Source organism: Brevibacillus centrosporus, assembly GCF_046622605.1.
Lineage (GTDB): Bacteria > Bacillota > Bacilli > Brevibacillales > Brevibacillaceae > Brevibacillus > Brevibacillus centrosporus.
This window is the reverse complement of record NZ_CP176856.1, coordinates 1,341,958-1,362,341: the sequence shown is the minus strand read 5'-3', so window position 1 is coordinate 1,362,341 and position 20,384 is coordinate 1,341,958. Positions and strand designations below refer to the sequence as shown.

Annotated in this window: 20 protein-coding genes and 1 riboswitch; of the genes, 5 read left to right on the top strand and 15 right to left on the bottom strand. The window is 53.0% G+C overall.

Translation table 11 applies throughout. The annotated features are described in order from the left end of the window. Positions 1-22: 22 nt before the first annotated feature. The 15 genes from ACLIN2_RS07250 to cobO all read right to left on the bottom strand — a co-directional run bounded on the left by ACLIN2_RS07250 (position 23) and on the right by cobO (position 13,780). A complete protein-coding gene (locus tag ACLIN2_RS07250; protein WP_411503642.1) occupies positions 23-1,165 on the bottom strand; it encodes a cobalt-precorrin 5A hydrolase in 1,143 nt (380 codons plus the stop codon). Continuing rightward, on the bottom strand, positions 1,165-1,944 hold the full coding sequence (gene cobM / locus ACLIN2_RS07245; RefSeq protein ID WP_122924244.1) for a precorrin-4 C(11)-methyltransferase: 780 nt from the start codon (positions 1,942-1,944) through the stop codon (positions 1,165-1,167). Before cobM ends, ACLIN2_RS07250 begins: the two co-directional genes overlap by 1 nt. Beyond that, positions 1,941-2,660, bottom strand: coding sequence for a precorrin-2 C(20)-methyltransferase (gene cobI, locus ACLIN2_RS07240; RefSeq protein WP_310233312.1), 720 nt, complete (start codon positions 2,658-2,660; stop codon positions 1,941-1,943). The genes cobM and cobI overlap by 4 nt, the downstream gene beginning before the upstream one ends. Beyond that, positions 2,657-3,889: a precorrin-6y C5,15-methyltransferase (decarboxylating) subunit CbiE gene (cbiE, locus tag ACLIN2_RS07235; RefSeq protein WP_411503641.1), complete on the bottom strand. Its 1,233-nt coding sequence runs from the start codon at positions 3,887-3,889 to the stop codon at positions 2,657-2,659. Before cbiE ends, cobI begins: the two co-directional genes overlap by 4 nt. Beyond that, positions 3,852-4,988: a cobalt-precorrin-5B (C(1))-methyltransferase gene (locus tag ACLIN2_RS07230; RefSeq protein ID WP_092266235.1), complete on the bottom strand. Its 1,137-nt coding sequence runs from the start codon at positions 4,986-4,988 to the stop codon at positions 3,852-3,854. Before ACLIN2_RS07230 ends, cbiE begins: the two co-directional genes overlap by 38 nt. Before the next feature lie 4 nt (positions 4,989-4,992). Next, the gene (locus tag ACLIN2_RS07225; protein ID WP_411503640.1) at positions 4,993-5,643 is read right to left on the bottom strand and encodes a precorrin-8X methylmutase; all 651 of its coding nucleotides are present in this window, start codon (positions 5,641-5,643) and stop codon (positions 4,993-4,995) included. Positions 5,644-5,645: 2 nt separating this feature from the next. Further along, positions 5,646-6,419, bottom strand: coding sequence for a precorrin-6A reductase (gene cobK / locus ACLIN2_RS07220; RefSeq protein ID WP_411503639.1), 774 nt, complete (start codon positions 6,417-6,419; stop codon positions 5,646-5,648). 12 nt (positions 6,420-6,431) lie between these two features. Next, on the bottom strand, positions 6,432-7,367 hold the full coding sequence (locus ACLIN2_RS07215; protein ID WP_411503638.1) for a sirohydrochlorin chelatase: 936 nt from the start codon (positions 7,365-7,367) through the stop codon (positions 6,432-6,434). Between the two features lie 50 nt (positions 7,368-7,417). Further along, the gene (cobJ, locus tag ACLIN2_RS07210) at positions 7,418-9,202 is read right to left on the bottom strand and encodes a precorrin-3B C(17)-methyltransferase (RefSeq protein WP_411503637.1); all 1,785 of its coding nucleotides are present in this window, start codon (positions 9,200-9,202) and stop codon (positions 7,418-7,420) included. A 77-nt stretch (positions 9,203-9,279) separates the two neighbouring features. Further along, complete coding sequence (cbiB, locus tag ACLIN2_RS07205; protein ID WP_411503636.1) at positions 9,280-10,233, bottom strand: adenosylcobinamide-phosphate synthase CbiB; 954 nt, start codon at positions 10,231-10,233, stop codon at positions 9,280-9,282. Beyond that, positions 10,230-10,853 carry a histidine phosphatase family protein gene (locus ACLIN2_RS07200; RefSeq protein WP_411503635.1) on the bottom strand — a complete coding sequence of 208 codons (624 nt, stop codon included), beginning with the start codon at positions 10,851-10,853 and terminating at the stop codon, positions 10,230-10,232. The genes cbiB and ACLIN2_RS07200 overlap by 4 nt, the downstream gene beginning before the upstream one ends. Beyond that, positions 10,850-11,587 carry an adenosylcobinamide-GDP ribazoletransferase gene (gene cobS, locus ACLIN2_RS07195; RefSeq protein ID WP_411503634.1) on the bottom strand — a complete coding sequence of 246 codons (738 nt, stop codon included), beginning with the start codon at positions 11,585-11,587 and terminating at the stop codon, positions 10,850-10,852. Before cobS ends, ACLIN2_RS07200 begins: the two co-directional genes overlap by 4 nt. Continuing rightward, positions 11,584-12,129, bottom strand: coding sequence for a bifunctional adenosylcobinamide kinase/adenosylcobinamide-phosphate guanylyltransferase (cobU, locus tag ACLIN2_RS07190; protein ID WP_411503633.1), 546 nt, complete (start codon positions 12,127-12,129; stop codon positions 11,584-11,586). Before cobU ends, cobS begins: the two co-directional genes overlap by 4 nt. Continuing rightward, complete coding sequence (gene cobD / locus ACLIN2_RS07185; protein WP_411503632.1) at positions 12,126-13,232, bottom strand: threonine-phosphate decarboxylase CobD; 1,107 nt, start codon at positions 13,230-13,232, stop codon at positions 12,126-12,128. Before cobD ends, cobU begins: the two co-directional genes overlap by 4 nt. Continuing rightward, positions 13,232-13,780, bottom strand: a complete 549-nt coding sequence (cobO, locus tag ACLIN2_RS07180) for a cob(I)yrinic acid a,c-diamide adenosyltransferase (RefSeq protein WP_122924231.1) — start codon at positions 13,778-13,780, stop codon at positions 13,232-13,234. Before cobO ends, cobD begins: the two co-directional genes overlap by 1 nt. A 124-nt stretch (positions 13,781-13,904) precedes the next feature. Then, a riboswitch (cobalamin riboswitch) is annotated at positions 13,905-14,120 on the bottom strand. A 526-nt stretch (positions 14,121-14,646) separates the two neighbouring features. Here cobO and ACLIN2_RS07175 point away from each other — a divergent pair. The 5 genes from ACLIN2_RS07175 to ACLIN2_RS07155 all read left to right on the top strand — a co-directional run bounded on the left by ACLIN2_RS07175 (position 14,647) and on the right by ACLIN2_RS07155 (position 20,382). Further along, positions 14,647-16,068 (top strand): spore germination protein, encoded by a 1,422-nt coding sequence (locus tag ACLIN2_RS07175; RefSeq protein ID WP_411503631.1) that lies wholly within the window; start codon positions 14,647-14,649, stop codon positions 16,066-16,068. Between the two features lie 7 nt (positions 16,069-16,075). Beyond that, entirely contained in the window at positions 16,076-17,257 is a 1,182-nt protein-coding gene (locus ACLIN2_RS07170) for a Ger(x)C family spore germination protein (RefSeq protein WP_411503630.1), read from the top strand. A gap of 2 nt (positions 17,258-17,259) precedes the next feature. Further along, the gene (locus ACLIN2_RS07165; protein ID WP_092266249.1) at positions 17,260-18,369 is read left to right on the top strand and encodes a GerAB/ArcD/ProY family transporter; all 1,110 of its coding nucleotides are present in this window, start codon (positions 17,260-17,262) and stop codon (positions 18,367-18,369) included. After that, entirely contained in the window at positions 18,366-18,578 is a 213-nt protein-coding gene (locus tag ACLIN2_RS07160; RefSeq protein WP_139228055.1) for a hypothetical protein, read from the top strand. The genes ACLIN2_RS07165 and ACLIN2_RS07160 overlap by 4 nt, the downstream gene beginning before the upstream one ends. 106 nt (positions 18,579-18,684) lie before the next feature. Next, positions 18,685-20,382 (top strand): ATP-binding protein, encoded by a 1,698-nt coding sequence (locus ACLIN2_RS07155; RefSeq protein WP_328204330.1) that lies wholly within the window; start codon positions 18,685-18,687, stop codon positions 20,380-20,382. Positions 20,383-20,384 lie beyond the last annotated feature (2 nt).

Here is a 20,384-nt window from a genome sequence, read left to right as displayed (position 1 = left end):
ATACCGATGCGTCGACTTTCGCTCATGAGCGCTCCTCCTTCCCATACGGCATCAAGCCGACGGATATCGTTGTATTTCCTGATTTTTTCTTCGTCAGCACCAGCTTCTCAACACCCGCATACAGCTTGACTGCCGGTTCGCTCACACCATAGGCGCCTGTGTATTTAAATACCGTCTCCGATGGGTCCTCGATCGCTGCCTGGTTCAATTGCTCAGGTGAGTACCAGACAAAGGGCCAGCCGTATTTTTCGCAGACGGCGATCAGCCCGGCTTCGTCCTTCTTCAGCTCGATAGTGGCGAGCGCCTTTACGCTTTTGATCGAGAATTGCAGTTCATCCAGCGTCTCCTTGATCACGGCTTCGATCTCTTCCGACGATGTGCCACGATTGCAGCCCATCCCCAGCACGATCACCTTTGGACGGTACAGCACACCGTTGTCCAGGATCGACTGCTCCTCTGGCTGAAGCAGTCGGTGCGTGACGACCAGAGCGGCTTGCGGCTCGGCTGCCTGTGCCTCTGCGATGGTCGGGTACTCCTGGATAGAGGGAGGCATGGGCGTATCGTGCATCCACCAGTCTCGTTCCCCGGATTCATTCACAACAGCCACTCGTTCCTCGTTCACTACGGATGCACTGACTGGCGTTAGCTTTTCAGCCGAATCCCACTCCCAGCCGAAGCGGCGTCCGAACAAGTCCACCGGAATCGTCTTCTGTACATCGGAGGCCGTTGTTATGATCGGGCGTGCACCCATGACTGCCGCTACCTCGCGTGCCAGCTCGTTTGCCCCGCCGAGGTGACCGGACAGCACGCTGATCACGTTTTCTCCGCGATCATCGACTACGACGACTCCCGGATCCTTTTTCTTGTCCTCCAAAAGCGGTGCGATCATCCGCACGACAGCTCCCAGCGAAATGATGATAATAAGACCTTTATACGCAGGCCAGAGGGCGGGAAACAGCATCCGCACGCTGTTCGTAAACAGCTGAATCCCGCGCAATTCTTCATCTCCGCGCTCAAACTTGCTCATGTAGTACAGGTCCGTCCCCGGAAACTTCTGCGCCAGATCGCGTGCCATCTCGACGCCATGCTTGGTAATCGCCACGATCGCGTAATCCCCGCGCTGCTGGATGACCGGGATTTCTCCCTCTTTTAGTTCAATGACCATTACTCTTTCACACCTTTTCTGTACCCGTGCGTGAAGGTTTTGTCATAAAGCTTCGAGCGGTACTGCTCGTTTTTCTCGTGGATATGGGGATCAAGTGCCCAACCAGCCAGGATCATGGCATGCTTGCGGATTCCGTTTTTGCCCATGTCTTCGTCGAGGTTTTTCAGCGTCGTACGCAGGATGAACTGATCCGGCCAGCTTGCACGCTGCACCACTGCGACAGGTGTGTCCTCGCTCCAGCCCGCCTCTACCAGCTCACGCACGACCTTTTTGGTCAAGGTAGCGCTCAAATACAGGGCCAAGGTGCTATGATGCTCCGCGAGTGCACGCAGCTTTTCCCGCTCTGGCACAGGCGTACGCCCTTCGGCACGAGTCAGGATCAAGGTCTGTGTCAGCTCGGGAATGGTCAGCTCGGCACCTACTGCTGCCGCTGCTGCGAATACGGAGCTCACGCCAGGGACAATCTCCACTTCCACACCCGCTGCTTTCAAGAGCGCGATCTGCTCCATAATCGCTCCGTACACGGACGGATCGCCTGTCTGCAAACGCACGACCGTTTTGCCCTGGCTCACGCGATCTACCATCAGCTCTACCATTTCTTCCAAAGCCATGCCAGAGCTTTGCAGTACCTCCGCATCCGGATTGCCCAAGGCTACCAAATCCTCGTTTACGAGAGAGTCCGTATAGAGAATCACGTCTGCCTTTTGCAAGAGCTTCAAGCCTTTTACCGTAATGAGATCGGGATCGCCCGGGCCTGCGCCTACGATGTACAGCTTCATGATTTTTTCACCACCATCAAGGTAAGATAGCTGAGCTCAGCGCGCTCCAGCTCCCGAACATCTGTCCACACCATTTCCTCTGAAGAGGTCACTTTCGTAGCAACAGCAGCTTTGTCCACCAGATTCATTTCTTTCAGAAGTCCGATGATCATCGGGAGCACTTTCGCCACTTTCAGGAAGATGACGCAGTCGTGTGACGCAATCGCCTGACGCATCGCTTCCCTGTCTTCCGTCGCCGGGATGATCCCGATCTGCTCGTCGCCGTCTGCGAGCGGCAGATTAAAGCGGGAAGCCGCTCCCAAAAACGAGGAAACGCCTGGAACGGTCACGATCGGTACCTCGGGGTGCTCCTCCTGCATCACGCGCATCATATGGATAAAGGTGCTGTAGAACATCGGATCGCCCTCTGTGACGAACGCCACGTCCTTGCCCTCGGAGAGACGCTCCCAGACCAGCTCCACCGTGTTGTTCCATTCGCGCTCCAAAATCTCCGGATCACGGGTCATCGGGAAAACGAGCCCGAGCATTTCCTTATTGCCGGCAGCAGGCTGCACATACATCTCCGCGATTTGGTGCGCGTAGCTCTTGCTGCCCATTCGCTTTTTCGGATAGGCGATAACCGGCGTTTGCTGCAGCAGACGAAACGCCTTTACCGTAATCAGCTCTGGATCGCCGGGACCTACTCCCAGTCCGTACAAGGTACCGATCTTGGTCACTTGCTGTCTCCCCCTTTTTCTTCCTCGACCTTTTTGGCCCATGCTGTGATGATGTAGATCGGATTTAGTGCTTCAAATCGAGTCAGAGACAAGATCGGCTTGCTGCGCGACAGCTGTGCGAGCGTGACGGACGTCTCAAAGCCCTCTGCTGCAAAAGCCTGTGTCGCCTCATACAGCGTTTCGATGGTAGCGGCGTTCACTACGATCCGGCCATTTGGACGCAGACGTGTGCAGCAGATGTTCAAAAGCTCGCGAAGCTCTCCTCCGCTTCCCCCGATGAAGACGGCATCCGGGTCCGGGAACTGGTCCAAACCGTGTGGCGCCCGCGCATGTACCACGGTCAGATCCGTGCGAAACTTGGCCATATTCTGGCGGCAGTTTTCCAGGTCATCCGCGTTTTTCTCAACGCCGTATACTTCGCCTTCCCGTGCGATACGCGCCGCCTCAATCGCTACCGAGCCTGTGCAGGTACCGATGTCCCACATGATGCTCTTGGCATGTAGCTGCAGCTGAGCAATGCTCAGAATGCGCACTTCTTTTTTCGTGATCAAACCTTTGTCTGGCTTGCGCTGGGAAAATTCCTCATCTGCGATGCCAAAAGGCCAAACCGGACTTTCCCGACGCTTTTTCAGGATGACGACATTCAGATCGGAAAAGACGCCGTCGGCCATTTCATCCAGCGTGTACCATCCCGTTTTTTCCTCGTCGCTCCCCAGATTTTCCGCTACAAACGCGTCGTACTCCGTCATCCCAAACGACAGCAGGTAGCCTGCAATCGCTGCTGGACTGTTTTGGGCGTCCGTCAACAAAGCCACTTTTTCCTTGCCGTCGATGCGCTGCGCCAGCCCCTTGATGCTGCGGCCGTGTACGCTCAGCAGCGCCGCATCCTGCCACGCTTCTCCCATTTTGGCAAAGGCGAGCTGAATTGAGCTGTGATGCGGATAAATCTCCACGTTCAGCTTTTTGGCGAGTAGACTGCCGATTCCGTAGAACATCGGGTCGCCCGATGCGAGAATCACAGTCTTTCTCGTCTCGCTGCGCAGCTCTTCTACCAACGCCGTGAGTCCACCTTTTAGCACACGTTTTTCGCCAGCGTACTCAGGGAAAAACGACAGATGTCTCTCGCCGCCGACTAATAGTTCACTTTCTTCTATCCATGAACGGTACAACGGCAGCAGGCTTTGCTGTCCGTCATCCCCGATCCCGATCACTTTCATGGTCTGTGTCATCGATCGTCACCTTTCCCAACAGGGACCCTTTCATCGTAATGATCACGGTCTCCACCTCGATCCCGCCGCCTACTTCCTTCAGGGCGGCACGGCAGCATTTTTCGCACATAATTTCAAAGAAGGCAGGCGTGTCAGCCATCAAATCGCCGACCTGCGCAGCTGTATTCGCCTCGCGAATCTGGACGAGCAGCTCTTCGGATGCTCCTGCTTGCTCCGCCATCTGGGCGAGATGTCCAAAGTCTATGGGCGCGCTTTTGGAATGCACCATCATGACTCCCTGCGCGACCTTGGAGAACTTGCCCATCATCCCGACGAGCGTCACCTTCTTCATTTTCTTGCGCTTGCATTGCTGCAGGGAAAAACCGACGAAATCGCCCATTTCTACAAAGGCCTCCTCCGATAGCTCAGGGTACATCTCGATCCCGTAGCTTTCGGTTTTGCCTCCTGTAGAAAGGACGATATGCTCGCAGCCAGCTTCCTTGGCGACATTGACAGCCTGTGCCACACTCGCCTTGTAGGCAGAAGTGGAAAACGGCACCACGATACCGCGCGTCCCCAAAATGGAGATGCCACCGAGTATGCCGAGCCTTCCGTTCAACGTTTTCTTTGCAATCTCTTCACCAGCTGGCACAGAGATCACAATCTTGATTCCCCGATCGATTTCAAACTGATCAAGGACCTCCTGCGCGGCTTCGCGGATCATTTTTCGCGGAACGGGATTGATCGCCGCCCCGCCGATAGGGACAGGGAGCCCTGGCTTGGTCACCCGTCCTACACCGACTCCTCCGTCCAAAATGATTCCCGGCTCATCCAGCCACTCCACCGTACTGATGATCAAGGCACCGTGCGTAGCATCCGGGTCGTCACCGCCATCCTTGATAGTAGACGCAGTCGCCATAGCTTCGGTGAACTCGCAGCTCTCCATCTGGAAAGTCACGGTTTCACCGATCGGCAGACGAATCGTTGCTTCCCGCTGCGGCTCTTGGGTGATCAGCGCGATCAAAGCAGCCTTCGTCGTCGCCGTTGCGCAGGATCCTGTTGTATAACCGTGGCGAAGGGGTTTTGCCTCTTTATCATCCGTCGCTGCTTTTGCCGCCATGGTTTTAGTCCAACCGTTCCGCCATGATGGAGATCGCATTCAATGCCGCAACCGTTACCGTACTGCCGCCTTTGCGTCCGATGTTCGTAATGAACGGAATGTCCAGCTTCGCCAGCTCTTCCTTGGACTCAGCAGCGGATACAAAGCCAACTGGCATTCCGATGACGAGGCCTGGTTTTGCTTCGCCTTCTTTCACCAAGCGGATCAGCTCGAGCAGGGCGGTAGGCGCATTTCCGATGCAGTAAATGCCGCCGTCCGCTTCCTTGATCGCTTTGCGCATGGAGATAATCGCACGCGTGGTGTTCAGGCGCTTTGCTTCCTCCATGACATCGCGGTCGGAGATGTATACCTTTACCTCGCCGCCATATTTTTCGATGCGGTTTTTGCTGATCCCCACTTGCACCATCTGCACGTCAGCTACGACCTTTTTCCCGCTGCGGATGGCTGCAATCCCTGAATGGATGGCATCCTTGTGGAATACCAGGCTGCGTCCGAGATCAAAGTCTGCGGATGCGTGGATGACGCGCTGTACGACAGGGAACTGCTCATCGGTAAAAGGATGCTCGCCCAGCTCGTCAGCGATCATCTGGAAGCTCAGGTCTTCAATTTCTTGCGGCTGTACCGTCACTGGTTTGAAATCTGTACGAAAATCCATGGTTAGTTTCCTCCTGTTACTAGGTTCAATTGGCCCAGCACATTTTCGTAATCAGAGAACTTGGTGCCATAGTCGATCTGAGGGCGGCCGATGACGATTGTTTCGATCCCCATCTCAAGCGCAGCCTCCACCTTTTCATCAAAGGCGCCTACCTTGCCGCTCTCCTTGGTAATCATCAGCGTCACGCCGTAATGGTCGTAGAGGGCTTTGTTCAGCTCTTTGGAAAATGGCCCCTGCATCGCGACGATGTTTTTCTGTTCGAGCCCCAGCTCTTCGCATTTTTGCATGTTATCAATGCGCGGCAGCATTCTCGCTACCAACGTCGTTTCTGGCAGTCCAAGCAATCTGTCTGTAAAGGTCTTCAGCGTCTTGCTTCCAGTCGTCAGCATGATGACTCCGCGTTTGTCAGCAGCCAGCTCAGCCGCCTGCACGTAGTCATCCACCATGATCAGCTTTTCGCTGCCCGGCGCAGAAAGGCTTTCCCGCTCGTAGCGAATGTAAGGAACCTCAGCTGCCTTCGCAGCCGCCATCGCATTTTTGGATGCTTCCTCTGCAAATGGATGACTGGCATCGACGACTGCCCGCACGCCTTTTTCCACGATCAGTGCCTGAATATCCGCAGCGGTCAATCGGCCTACCTGAACGGGGACCCCCGCTTCCTCCATGCTTTTGGCGGCGTTGTCCGTCACCACTGTCGTGAGCAGCTCGTAACCGGCTTGTTGAATCATGATTGCCAGCTCCCGCGCATCGCTCGTTCCAGCCAATACGAGAATCATGTGTCGTACCTCCTACTTGGTCACGTGGTCGTGGTCGTGCTTGTGATCGTGTTCATGGTCATGGTCATGATCGTGGTGGTGGTGATGCCCATGATGATGGTGATGATGTCCGTGTTCGTCATCGTGGTGGTGATGGTGATGATCGATGTGCTCCATCGCTGCCAGTCGGTACTGACAGGTGTCGCAGTTCAGCTTGACTTCGCCGTGCAAGGCTTCCTCCACGCGGTCTTTCAGCACCTCTTTCAGCAGGGGATGGAATCCGAAATACTCCGCCATCGTGAACTGTGCGTCTGGATATTTCGCACGGAACTGCTCCAGCTGATCGCTCATCCGCTTGATCAATACCCCAGTGAACAGGAAGTAAGGCAGCACCACAACATGGCGTGCACCCAGCTTCAGGCAGCGCTCGATTCCTTCGTCATAAAGCGGATAGGTCACACCCATGAACGCCGTTTCCACCCACTTCGCTTTATAGCGCTCCCAGAACAGTCGGGACATTTTGTAAATATCGCTGTTGGCATCTGCATCGCTGCTGCCGCGTCCAATCACGAGAACAGCCAGGTCTTCATGCTCTTCGCCAGAGGCAAAGCCAGCATCGTTCATCCGGGTCGTCAGGATGTTGATGACTTCATCGTGAATCCCGATCGGGCGTCCGTAGATGAACTGGACGTGCGGATGCAGCTCCTTCGCCTCATCGATTGCCGCAGGAATGTGGATTTTCGCATGTCCTGCCGAGAACAGAATGATCGGGATGACGGCTACGCGCGTCGCTCCGCGTTTGACGCAGGTGTTCAGCCCTTGCAGCATGTCCGGGCGTTCGAACTCCAGGAAACACGTCTCAATGATCGGTACATCCAGCTCGGGTGCAAGTGAATTCACAAACTGCCTAATTTCTTCATTCCCCTCTGGGTCTTTGCTTCCGTGTCCGACAAATAATACTGCGTCCATGTAATCTCCTCCTGAATTCTGTTTGGTTGTATGGCGAAAGGTCAGCGCTGCTAGTCGCCGCAAGCCGCGTTTTCAATCTCTGCTTTCGCTGGTTCGCGCCAAGCGTAGCCTTCCAGCTCGCCTACCCGTTGGAAAAACTTGTGGAATCGCTCGTTCGGGAAGGCTTCCTGTTTGAAACGCGTCACGATGCGCTCCACCACGGAGACGATCTCTTCCTTCGGGATGCCCTCAGCGACCGGGGTACCGGAATGCGCGTTGCGTCCGACTGTTTTCGCTCCGAGGAACAGATCGAACTTGCCTTTGCGAAACACGATTCCGATATCCTCCTTGACTGCGCCGTAGCAGGCCATCCCGCAGCCGTTGAAGCCGATTTTCAGCTCCTTGGGCATTTCCTTGCCGCCCAGCTTTTGATGCAGCTCTTCCGCGAACGGAATACCATCCTTTTTCTCGCCATCGCAAAAATCGCATGCTTTCACCGATACGACGTCACCAATCGGGCTCAGAATCAGTCCGAGCTGACGGAGCTTTGTCGTGATACCATCCGGATTGGCAGTCGGGACCCGCAGAATAATCTGATGATGCGGCGTGTACTCCAGTTCGCCTTTTTCCCCGGCTACCTCGGCGAGTGCCATCATCTGCTGCGGCGTTATCTTTTTGTTCGCAACACCCGGGCTGACCGCACACTCGAAAATCATTTCCGGCACAAAGGAGGATGCGGTACGCGCAGCTGGACTCGCGCTCTGTGGCGTGACGATTCCTTTGGCTTCATTGGCAATGGTCAGTGCCTGCATCGCCCAATCCAGCGGTGTTGCCTTAGACTCTGCCGCAGGCGGTGCCTCCAAAACAGCTGTCGCCGTCGTAGTAGAGGTATCCGCTAGGCTGGATGCGACTGGCCCTTCCAATGGCAGGGAGAGCGTCACCGACTTACTGCCCTTCTCTTCGCGGGCGGATGGAGCAGATGCGATCGAGCCTGCCGCTTCTGGCCTCATCTCGGCTTCTTCCGCCGCCTCCAGCGACCACGGCTCATTCTCTACACGCAAACGCTGATGCGGCTTAAGCGGCTGTTCATCCGCAGACAAGGTGTATTTACGCTGGTAGCCGCGCGGGGTAATCATCTTTCCATCGTAAACAAACGTCGAGGTGTTGCCGATAATCACGGTCGTCAGCATGCCGATATCGTGCTCGAGCATCTGGGCAAGCGTAGTGACTACGACATGCTCCCGTTCGCGAAACGCACTTTTGACGATCCCGACAGGCGTGTCCGGCGAGCGGTATTGGAGCAAAATGCGCTGTGCTTCTACAATCTGGCGCGTACGGCGACCACTGCGCGGGTTGTACAGCGCGATGACGAAGTCTGCCATCCCTGCCGCATCGATCCGGCGGGCGATCAGCTCCCACGGCGTCAAATGGTCACTGAGACTGATCGTGCAGGCATCATGCATGATGGGTGCGCCCAAAATCGCACCACAGGAGTTGATCGCTGAGATTCCCGGTACGATCTCGATGGGAACCCCGGTCGCTTCCGTCCAGCCCTTTTCCACCAGGACTTCGTAAACCAGACCAGCCATGCCGTATACACCGGCGTCGCCACTGGAGATCACGGCTACCTTTTTGCCCTCCTCCTCAGCTTGTCGCACGGCCTCCCGTGCACGAGTCACCTCTTCGGTCATCCCGGTGCTGACCACTTCCTGATCTGTCAACAGCTCGCGAATCAGATCCACATATGTCGAGTAGCCAATGATGACATCCGACTCCTGAATCGCTTCCCGCGCCCGTTTGGTGATATGCTCAAAACTTCCCGGGCCAAACCCGATCACAAACAACTTGCCGCTCATACGGCCCCTCCTCTCCACTGGCGATGCCAGCGCTCCTTTTTCGTACTTTCTCTCACGGTTTCTATGCGTTTGACACGTTACCCCAGCATGAAAGCTATCGCCATACAAATGAGTAGACATAGCAAGGAAACCAAATACATCAGTCGGACGGTCGCCTGAATATCTCCTGAACTCAAGGGTCTTAGCGGATCACCCATCCTCGCTCGATTGGACGGGACTCCCTGATAAAAATTCAGACCGCCCAGCTGCACCCCTAGAGCCCCTGCCACGCCTGCTTCTGGCAGACCGCTGTTTGGGCTTGGATGCAAATGCGCGTCACGGCGAATCATCGCCCAGCACTGCCGATAGTCCAGATTCGCCAGTTGACTTGCCAACACCAGCAGAAGGGCCGTGAGCCGAGCAGGAATGTAGTTCAGTACGTCATCAAAGCGGGCAGACGCCCAGCCAAGATTCAGATACTTTTCATTCTTGTAGCCCACCATCGAATCCAGCGTATTGGCTGCCCGATACGCCATCGCCAAGGGTGCACCTCCGATGGCTGCGTAGATCAGGGGAGAAACGATCGCATCCACGATGTTTTCCGCCACCGTCTCCACTGCACCCCTGCAAATTTCCGATTCGTCCAAATGTTCGGTATCGCGACCGACTACCATCGAGAGCGAGCGCCTCGCCTGTGCAAAGTCACCTGCCAGCAAATGCTTCGCAATGTCCAAGCCCGCATCTGCCAAGCCTTTTGTCGCGATCGTCGTCGAAATGAACCAGGCACTTACGCACCAGCCAAGGAGGGGATGAATCCATGCGGCAACCCAGACGATCAGCCACACTGCTGCATAGCTGCCTGTGACAATCAGCAGCGGAAACAAGAGCCCCGCCCTTTTCAAATGCTCTTCCTTTTTGACTCGTGCGCGGATGACAGTCTCTAACCGTGAAATCCACCAGCCAATGATGACAACAGGATGCGTCAAGCCGCGCGGATCACCTACCACCCGATCAATCAGGTAGGCTGCACCCAATATCAAAGCCTCGTTCATCTTGATCCTCTCTCGTTTCTAAGAGATTGCTTTACAAAGCATTGGCCGTTCCATTCCACGAGCATGGCTTCGCCGTTTTTCAAGCCTTCTGTCTGCCAATAGCGACTTGGATCCTGCAAAAGCCAGGCTGACTGAAACCAGCGGATAACGCCCCCGTGCGTGACCAATACCTTTGTCGTTCCTTGCTTTTGCGCGAGTGCTTCACGAAGCATTCCGCGCAGCCACCCGTCGACCCGCTCCCCCAGCTGCAGCAAGCTTTCGCCGTCTGGCGGGCTGTTCGCAAAGGGATCTTTGTACCACTGTGTTGCCCGCTCTTTGTCTTTTTGCATCAGTTCGTCGTATGTAAGCAGCTCCCATTGGCCAAAGGACAGCTCTCGCAGCGCAGGAACCGTTACGATCGGCACTCCCCGGCGAGACGCGAGGGGCTTCGCCGTCTGCACGCAGCGCTGCAAATCACTGGAATAGAGCTGAACAGAACCATACTCATCCCCCGCCAGTCTCTGTGCGAGTTCCTCTGCTTCATGCAGCCCTTGCTCGTTCAAAGAGACATCACTGTGGCCTAAATACCGCTTTTGCCGATTCATTTCTGTCTCTGCGTGGCGTATCCAGAGCCATTTCATCTCCACCAGCTCCCTGCCAATACGAGCAGCATGACTGCCTCGCTGCTCTCGATCACAGCCCCGTAGCAGTCGCCGTTCAGACCTCCAAGCTTGCCTGCGACCGTACGCGAAAACCACAGGGCAAACAGCAGCGATACCGCGATGGCTGCCACCGCTGCCCATCCACCGACAAACCATCCAGCTGCGAGCAAGAAGAGATAGCTGAGCCAGATCGCAAATGAGGACAGCCCCTCGCTGATGCCCTTGCCAATCCCTTTCTCAGCGGATAGATACGGCCAAAAGCGGATCGACAGCAGCACATGCGTCCTCGCCGCGAATGGCACAAGGACGAGCAGCGCCCATTTGGCAGAAGCCAGTTCAGCCAGGGAAGCCGTTTTGAGCAGCAGCAGCAGAATCGCTGCCAGCACGCCCATCGCACCTACACGGCTGTCTTTCATAATGGCGAGAATTTGCTCCCGCGGTCGGCTGCTGCCCAGACCATCCGCCAAATCCATCCACCCATCCAGATGAAGTCCTCCCGTCATGTACACCCATATCACGAGAGTCAGAACAGCTGCCAAAAAAGGACTAAACAGGTGCAGGGCAGCTTGATGTACGGCCAATAAAATCAGCCCGATTACGATCCCTACAACGGGATACCCATTGACACTCTTCTTCCAAGCCGTATCCGAAGGCTTCAGCCACGGGACGGGAATTCTCGTAAAAAACGCAATCGCATGCCACAACGCATTCATCCTTTTATCCTCCAAGGAATCCCGGACAACACCGCGTAGACAGCATCCGCCTGCCTTGCCGTCATTTGATTGACGTCTCCCAGCACATCGGCGAACCAGCGCCCCAGTCGGCTCAAGGCTACTCCACCGAGTCCGACCTCGCTGGTAACGACGATGACCGTCTGCTTTTGACGAGCTGCCTTTATCGTCTCCAGCCATTCCTGCGCGTCACGAAGCACTTCCCGCGTAATGGCCTCGCTTCGCAGCTCCTGCTCGGGTACGCCCATCAGCCGATTGCTCACCCAAGTCGACAGGCAATCGATCAGCACCACCTCATAGCCGACTGCTGAAGCAATAGTTGCGGTCAAACGCCCTCCTACCTCTACACATCCCCAGCTGGCGGGGCGACGTGCCTGATGCAGCGCGATTCTCGCTGTCATTTCTTCATCCCAGGCTTCACCCGTTGCTACATAGAGGACTGATTGGCTCGTCTTTTCTGCCAGCTCCTCTGCAAATCGACTCTTTCCAGAACGCACTCCGCCTGTTACGAGGATGAGACTCATCGCTCCCACCTCCCGCCGCACCAGATGTCAAGCAGGGCTGACACGAGCTGTTCGTTTTCCTCTCGACCACGAACAGCCAAGCGTACATCATGGGCAGTCAAGCCGGGATACATGGCACAGCTGCGGATCAGGATTCCTTTTTTGCCGAGCAGCTCTTGCAATTGCTCCGCTGTCTTCTCTTTGGGAGAGCGAACCAGCAGGAAGTTGGCTTCCCCAGCCCATACCTTCCACCCCAGCTCTTCCCGAATGAAGCTGGTGAGGAACGTCCGTTCCCCGGCAATCAGCTCTCGCGTCTTTGTCTCGTACTCCTGCTCCTGCAGACACAGCTCGCCTGCCCGCAGCGCCAGTGCATTCACACTCCAGCTCACCTGCTTTTCACGCATCCGACAGATCACATCTGGATGCGCTATGGCATAGCCGAGCCTCAGTCCGGGGATCGCGTACATCTTGGTCATGGAACGCATGAGGATGACGCGTGGAAAGCTTTCCAGCTGATCGGCCAGCGTATACTGTCTCTCCTCCTCCACGAAGTCGAGAAACGCTTCATCCACGACCAGCCACGTCTTCGTCTGCTCCGCCCAGTCCGCCATTTTCACAAGCTCATCCGGCTGGTACAAAATGCCCGTCGGATTGTTCGGAGATCCGACGAAAACCAGATCCGCCGCTTCGAACAATCGGTACACCTCGACCATCTCTGGCTTATAGCCGTTTTCTTCCACGCCGTAGCAGCTGACGACTTTTGCACCAAATTGGGTGGCCAGCTGCGCGTATTCGGAAAAGCACGGATAGACTACTCCGACCGTCTGCGGTTGAAGCCCTAGTATTGCCAGTGCCATAGCTTCCGCTGCTCCATTCGCTGGCAAGAGCCACTCTTTTGGCAAGCCCAGACGTGTAGCCAAAGCGGCCCGGAATACTCGATGCCCAGGGTCTGGATACTGCGTGACATCGGCAATGGAAGCCACCAGCATTCGTTTGACACTCTTTGGCATCCCGAGCGGATTGATATTAGCGCTGTAATCGAGAAAGTCCCCCGGAGACACTCCAAATCGCTCTGAAGCTGTCAGCAGGTTCCCTCCATGCCCAAACGTTTCTATGACGTTCATCAGAATTCCACTCCAAGGACGGCAGGAATTCCTTCGTCGTAATAGTGCTTGATCGGCTTCATCTCTGTGACCAGATCTGCCATGTCCATGATCTCCTGCTTGGCGCTGCGTCCGGTAATTACGAGGTGAATGTGCTTCGGTCTGCTTTTGATCGTCTCTAGGACGTCTTCCAGCGGCAGCACGTCATCAATCGGGAAGCGGTCGATCGCCAGCGCATTGTTCAGCTCATCGAAAATCACGACATCGTAGCCCCCGTGAAGGAGCTGCTCTTTTGCATAGCCCCACGCAGCTTGCAGCGCCTCGCGATGCTCTTCTGGCGTCTTCGTCCAGGTAAAGCCAATTCCTTTCTGCACGATGTCGATGCCAATCTTGTCAAACACGAGCTTTTCGCCATAGGTACGATCCGGTGATTTGATGAACTGCACCATCAGCACTTTTTTCCCACGTCCCGTCGCACGTACAGCCAGCCCGAGCGCCGCCGTCGTCTTCCCTTTTCCGTCTCCTGTATAGACCAGCAGCAAGCCTCGTTTTGCGTCTTGTTTACTCATACAAAATCCTCCTGAAAATCAAATAAAAAAACGCTTTGTTCTCCCTCATGCAAAAAAAGGAAAACAAAGCGCGGATGGCAAGCAAGCAACGATCCTCACCTCTTCCTTTGACCCGAAGGAAATCAGTGTAAACACAAAAACAGGCAGGTCTCCTGGCTCGAGGATCATCGCTTTCCTTCTCCTTCCCGCTCCCTACTGGGCAGTGGATGGCAGACGCCGTGAAGAAAAGCTCCTCTCTTACAGTGGCGGGACCGCGTTGGCATTTCACCAAACTTCCCTTTTAACCTTGCTCCTGCAAAAGGATTTCGCAGAAACAAGGACCTGTTTGTACTAACTTATTCAGTTGTCATTCACTCCTATGACAAACACTTGTTTTAATAATAGCAAATGCCTGTCGGGATTCAAGCAAAAGCTGGCAAAAAGGTGTTTTCCCCCTATTTTCCATACAAGGTGAGAGAGAGATGTCATCTACATGGTTCAAAAGAGTCCAGCGTTTTCCGATCCGCTCATCACCTGGAATCGCCCGGTCTTGATAAAATCTTCGGAACTTACGTTGAAGAGCTCGGCGGATACAGATATCTCTATCGCTTCCATCCAGAGAAAAAAGGCACCTACAATCTCGAGGTAGCCTTCCAAATGGAAAGCGATGGTCAGAAAAGAGAAGGGAAAGCGAAAACAAAAATATACGTTCGGTAAGGAAAAACGGGTACTCAGCAAGTCATTCTCTGGCTTGCCAGAGGTACCCGTCTTTTATTTGCATAAGGAGGCTCCACCTCCCGTCTCTCCTTTCCTTGGATATTTTGGCAACTCTCTTAACAAACTAGTCTTAATAAGGAGAAAGTTGGAAGGGAGTGAGCGAGTAACCAATGCTTGATGCCGTCCTGCAGAAATTGTCTTTGTCGATGGATGTAGCCGTTTACCCTGTCGTCTCCTCGCCTTACAAAATATCGCTTGTCTATGTGTCGAGCATTGTGGACAAAAACCAGCTGCTCCAGTTTGTCATCCGACCTCTAACTGAGCATATGCCATGCGTGACAGATGATCCCGCTGAGAGCTTCCGATGGTGCAACGAATATTTGCCTGCTGCTGAAAAACAACAGGCCTCATCCGTACAAGCGTGTGTGGAAGGAATTTTAGCGGGGAAATGCCTGATCGCCATCGACGGATTGTCTACTTGCCTCCTACTCGATACAGCCAAATTTCCGACCCGCGCCATTTCCGAGCCGACTGCGGAGACTTCGATACGAGGTCCCCAAGAAGGTTTTACCGAAGAGCTGGAGATCAATATCTCTTTAATCCGCAAGCGCCTGCGTGATCCCAGGCTCCATTTTGAAAAAATCATCATAGGCCATACCACAAAGACAACGAGCAGTGTCGTTTACATATCTTCTATCGCGGCAGATGAGACGGTGGATAAGATATGCTCACGTCTGCGTTCCATACAGACAGACAGCGTCTTGGAGAGCGCTTACCTCGAAGAATGGCTGCAGGAAACCATTTGGTCCCCTTTTCCAACGCTCTTGAACACAGAGCGCCCTGACGTAGTGACTGCCCACCTATTAGAAGGAAAAGTAGCCATTTTGACAGAGGGCACCCCGACCGCCATATTGGCTCCCATGACCTTTTTTCAAATGTTCGTCACCCCCGAGGACTATTATCAACGGGCGGAGTTTGCCACCTTGCTGCGCTGGCTGCGGATACTGTCGTTTCTTTTGGCAGTGTTTACGCCTGGTTTGTATATTTCCATCGTGTCCTTCAACCAAGAGCTGCTCCCCACACCTCTTTTGATCAGCCTTGCCGCCCAAAGAGAAGGAGTACCTTTTCCCGCTTTTCTCGAGGCACTCCTGATGATGACCATTTTCGAGGTACTGCGAGAGGCGGGACTGCGGATGCCGCGAATTGCGGGACAAGCCATTTCTATTGTCGGTGCCCTGGTCGTCGGTGAGGCTGCTGTCGCAGCAGGACTCGTTTCCACGGGTATGGTCATCGTAGTCTCTGTGACCGCCATCGCCAATTTCGTCGCTCCCAATTACAGCTTTGGCATCTCACAGAGAATCATCCAGTTCCTTTTTCTATTCCTTGCAGGCTTCATCGGGCTATTTGGCCTTTTATGCGGCTTCCTGCTCCTGTTGATCCATCTCGTTTCCTTGGACTCATTTGGTACCGCCTATTTCGCTCCTCTTGCCCCGACTGTCCTATCTGACTGGAAAGACACGCTGGTCCGTGCACCTAAAAAGTGGATGCATACGATGCCGAGAATCTTTCGCCCCAAGCGGAAAGTGAGGTGAATGACTGATGCCCCCTGCCATATGGAAGCTGCCCGTTGTTATGATCCTAGCCTTTCTTCTCGCTGGATGCTGGGATATGAAAGAAATCAATCAACTGGCGATCGTCAATCTGATTGGGGTAGACACTCACAAGAATACTGACAAGCAAGAGCTGTACTATCAAGTGATTAACCCAAAGGGGATCGCGACACAGGCAGGAGCTCCCGAAAAAGCGACGGTTTACACGTACAGATTTATCGGAAGACTGGGCGATCAATTTGAAGATATTTCTCCCGACGTCATCCCCCGCCAGCTTTTTACGCAGCATTACCAGGCGATCGTCGTCTCCGAGCGGTATGCAAAAAGCGGTCTGCGAGAGTTGCTGAATTTTAAGGAGGGCCATCCTGAGCGCGGCACGAACGTCTATCTTCTTGTATCCGATGCGCCTATTGACCGGATCATGGATTCTTTCATTCCACTCGAACCGCTCCCTGGCCGTTCCATGCGATCCATCATTGAAAATCAGTCGGAAATGACCGGAAGAATCAGTACCCACACAAGAATGAAAGACCTGATCGAAAATATGGAGACGGGCCAAATCAGTGTCTTTCCGATCATCACCTACATCGGGGAAAAATCATCAGAGAACTCCAACCGACTCGAACATATTCAGGGCACCAATGGCAATATCGCTCTGCTCGGAGGGGCTCTGTTTATTCATGACCGCATGGTTGGAAAGCTAACCAAGGATGAAATGAAGTGGTATAACCTCCTGAATAGAAAGCACGAGCGCTTCCTGGAAACCCTGGTCATAAACGGCGAGTCTGTGCAAGTAAAGACGTTAAATACACGACTCATGAAAAAACTGGAGCTTCACGGTGAAGAGTTGATCCTGCACATCCAAATCTTTGCCAACACGAATCTCATCTTCAATGACCAAAAAGTCCCTACCACCACTACCCTCTTCAACCAGATTGAAGCCGAATTCAATCAGAGGATCCAAAAAGAGTCGCAGCGATTCATTGAGGACTCTCGCAAAAAGGGCTGGGACGTCCTGGGGATCCAATATCTGCTTCACTTAAAAAAAGGGGCCCAATGGAAGCGGCTTGCCGAAGATAAAGACCGCTGGAAAAAAGTAAAGGTCGTCATCTCTTCCCACAACAAAATTGAGACGATCGGAAGCCTAATCAGCCCGTACAAAGGGGAGTAATCATGGAAAGCAAGAGCATTACAGCATGGCAGATGTTTCTCTTGGTTTTTAGCTACACATTGGGTACGGCCATTTTTCTGAGACCGGGAGAACTCATTTTCACAACCAAGCAAGATGCTTGGCTTGTCCCGCTGTGGTGCGGCCTAGCCGGGACGGTTCTCGCTATTTTCTGGCTGCTGCTAGCCCGGAAGTTTCATGGTCAAAGCATCGTACAAATCTGCTTGACGGTTCTCGGGAAAAAAGCAGGGACGCTCTTTGGACTCCTTTATGCCTGGTACTTCATCCATTTATCCAGCTGGGTGGTCCGAAATTTGGGTGATTTCATGTCAGCCACCATCATGCCGCGAACACCGATCACTGCCTTTCACCTCTTGTTTTTGCTCGTCTGCACCTACGCTGTCATCCAAGGAATCCGAACGATCGGCAGGGTTTCGGAATTTTTGACACCCTTGATCTTTTTGACTTTTTCCCTCGTCTGGATTACGAGAGGTGGAGATTGGAACTTTGAGAGATTCTTACCGGTTTTCGAGCTGAACTTGTGGAAATCGATTATTGAAAATCGGCAAATGCTTGCTTTTCCGTTCATGGAAACGAGTGCCTTTTTGATGATCTTCCCACTCGTCCACGACGGCAAGTATGTGAAGCCGTTTCTAAAGGGTGTCGTTTTATCGTCCTTGACGCTTTCTCTCGTGACCTTCCTTACGATTGGCATACTAGGTGTCGTCCGCGCATCGCATTTGACCTACCCCCTGTTTACGATCGCGAAGGAAATCGATTTCGGCAACTTCATCCAGCATGTAGAGGCGACTACAACCATGTTTTGGATCTTTGCCATCTTTGTTAAACTAACCGTCTCGTTTTACTGCGCTACATTGGCGCTTTGCCAGCTATTCCACATCCAACAGCGGGGGGTTGTCGCCTTTCCACTCATCTGGCTGATTGCAGGCATTGCCCTCTCTGATCATGCAAACGTCGTGGAGATGATGGATTGGGATCACAAGTATGACTTCGCCTATCAGCTCCTATACAGTCTGTTCATTCCGCTCCTGCTCATTGCTGTCAGCTGGGTGCGTAGAAATCATGTACGTCATGGGAGTGAGGAGTCCGTATGACCATGCTGGTCCTGATCTATGCAGCGGTAACCTTCCTGCCGATGCACGTCTTCGCTCGAAGGGGCTATGAGAAAGGGGAGATCATCCTCTTTTTTATCCTCTCAACCCTGGGCTTGTTCGTGTGGCTGAGCATTCTGCTCAAGCATCCGTTCAGTCCAGATACCATTGTTGCTTGGACTATCGATCGTTTTTTTGATCTTCTGCCTTAAGAGATTTTCCTTGGAAACACAAGGAGCAACCCTATATACTCTTCGATCTGCGACGAATAATGGTATGATTAGAAGATAGTGGTTGTGACTCTCGCGGAGGTGGAAAGTGAACAATCAGCATGTTCAATTAAACGAGCTTATACAAATTTCAAGCGGCCATATCCTGTATTTTTACGAAGATCTTGAGAGCTATTTGGAAAATGCCGTTTCTTATATTCGAACGGGGATCGAACAGGGGCATCATCTGCTGCTGATTGATACCAAGCAGCATCTTTGGAAGATTGGCCAAAAGCTTAAACAGGAAACTTCGCAGGATCGGATGGGATTGGTTCATTTTGTTGACAGCCATGAATTTTATGCGGCACATCATGACTTTCATTCGCATACGATTTTGGAGCATTTTAAAAATATTCTGCGTCCCTTGCTGCATCAAAATCTCACAATCCGAACATGGGCACTAGTGGAATGGAAGGAGCAGGAGGAAATTCTCCAGAAGCTAAAGCATTTTGAAACAATTTCAGACCACACCGTGAACACTCTGGGGCTCCTGTCCGTTTGCGCGTACAATGGCAGGCAAGTATCCGCCTCTTTTATGAATGAGATGATGAAAACCCATGAGTACTTCATGACGGATAAAGAATTGAAGAAGTCTAGTTTTTATGAGAAAAGATCCGTCACCTTTCCGTCCCTGTCTCTTCAAGAAGAGCAGCAGCGGATCTTGGAGCAAAATAAGCATTTACATAATGAAACAAAGAGCAAGCTAAAGACAACCACCTATCAGCTGGAATCATTCATTACCCGAAATTTAGACCCGATTTTGATTTTTAATGATGACAATCAAGTCATTCGGACAAACGCTTCATTCGAGAAAGTATTCGGCTGGAGCTCCGAAGAAATCATGGGAGTACACGCTGAAGATCTGCCGCTCATCCCTCATGAGCGAAAGTGGGAAGTCCAAAAAAATCAAGCGGAAACATTATTGGGGCGATATATTCAAGGCTTCGAAACCATTCGGAAAACAAAGGCCGGAAACGAGCGCAATGTGAAAATATCCTGTTTCCCATTGCGGGACGAAAGCGATCAAGTCAGTGGATGGGCTTCGATTATTCGCGATTTTACGGAAGAAAAACAGGCACAAGAGCTTTTGCTACGAACAGAAAAGCTGTCTGTCGTAAGTGAGCTTGCCGCCGGTATCGCCCATGAAATCCGCAATCCTTTGACTTCTGTTAAAGGTTTTTTGCAATTGCTAAAATCTCAAGCTTTGGAAAACGGTATATACTACGACATCATGCTGTCGGAAATTGACCGCATAGACTTGATCCTCGGTGAAATGCTCCTGCTGGCCAAGCCGCAAATAGCTCATTTTCAGCGAAAGAATGTCTGCTCGCTGCTGAAAGAAGTGGTCACGCTTTTAGAGGCCCAAGCAAACATGTGTAACGTACAAATCGTGATGAAGTCCGCTGCGGATGACATCTATGTAACCTGTGAGGAAAACCAGCTGAAGCAAGTGTGCATCAACTTTATCAAGAATGCCATTGAAGCCATGCCAGATGGCGGGGAGCTGACGATTCAGCTGGAGGTGGAAAAGGAGACCGTCTCCATTCGCTTTATTGATCAAGGAGTTGGAATTCCCAAAGATGTCCTGGAGAAATTGGGACAACCTTTTTTTACAACCAAAGAAAAAGGAACCGGTCTAGGATTCATGGTAAGCAAAAAAATAATCGAAAACCACGATGGAACCGTTCACGTATCCAGCGAGGAACAGAAGGGAACAACCATTGAGATTCGATTATCCGGGCTGTAAAA